This is a genomic window from Szabonella alba (assembly GCF_016765775.1).
In the GTDB taxonomy this organism is placed as follows: domain Bacteria; phylum Pseudomonadota; class Alphaproteobacteria; order Rhodobacterales; family Rhodobacteraceae; genus Szabonella; species Szabonella alba.
This window is the reverse complement of sequence record NZ_JAESVN010000049.1, coordinates 1-816: the sequence shown is the minus strand read 5'-3', so window position 1 is coordinate 816 and position 816 is coordinate 1. Positions and strand designations below refer to the sequence as shown.

General features: G+C 66.4%; 1 protein-coding gene. It reads left to right on the top strand.

Annotated features, from left to right (window positions below):
- A partial coding sequence (locus tag JL811_RS19870) for a calcium-binding protein (protein WP_273542518.1) occupies positions 1–816 on the top strand: 816 nt, incomplete at both ends.

Here is an 816-nt window from a genome sequence, read left to right as displayed (position 1 = left end):
GCTGTTCGGAAATGGCGGAGATGACCTGATCTTTGCAGGCAATGGCGGCGATTTCATCGGCGGCGGCGCCGGGAATGACACGATCCGGGGCGGCGATGCAGCCGATACGATCTATGGCGGGCTTGGCCACGACAATATCGGCGGCGGCGCCGGAGATGACCTGATCTTCGGGGCGGCGGGGGCGAATACCATCTGGGGCGGGCTCGGCAATGACACGGTGCAGGGCGGCGCAGGGTCGGACAGCATTTATGGTGGCGGCAATGGCACCAACCAGCTTTTCGGCAATGGCGGGTCGGATTTCATTCAGGCCGGTGCAGGCGGCGATTTCATCGGCGGCGGTGCGGGCAATGACACGATCCGGGGCGGCGACGGGGCTGATACGGTCTATGGCGGGCTGGGCCACGACAATATCGGCGGGGGCGCGGGCAATGACGTGATCTTTGGCTCGGCCGGCAGCAACACGATCTGGGGCGGCCTTGGCAATGACACGATCCATGGCGGAACCGGCAAGGACGTGATGAATGGCGGGCCCGGCGCGGACAGTTTCGTCTTCGCCTCGGCCAACCATATCGGCATCGGGGCGGGCCGCGATGTGATCACGGGCTTCCAGTCCGGGGAGGACCGGATCGACCTGACCGCACTGAACACCACGTTCAACGGCACGGGCGGATTGCTCGGCGGCGGGCAGGCCTCATTCTACCACTTCGCCGCCGGGGGTCTTCTGATCGGCGATCAGAACGGCGATGGTGCCGCCGACTGGGTGCTGGAACTGACCGGCGCGCCAGGGGTCGGGGCGGGGGTGACGGCGGGGGATTT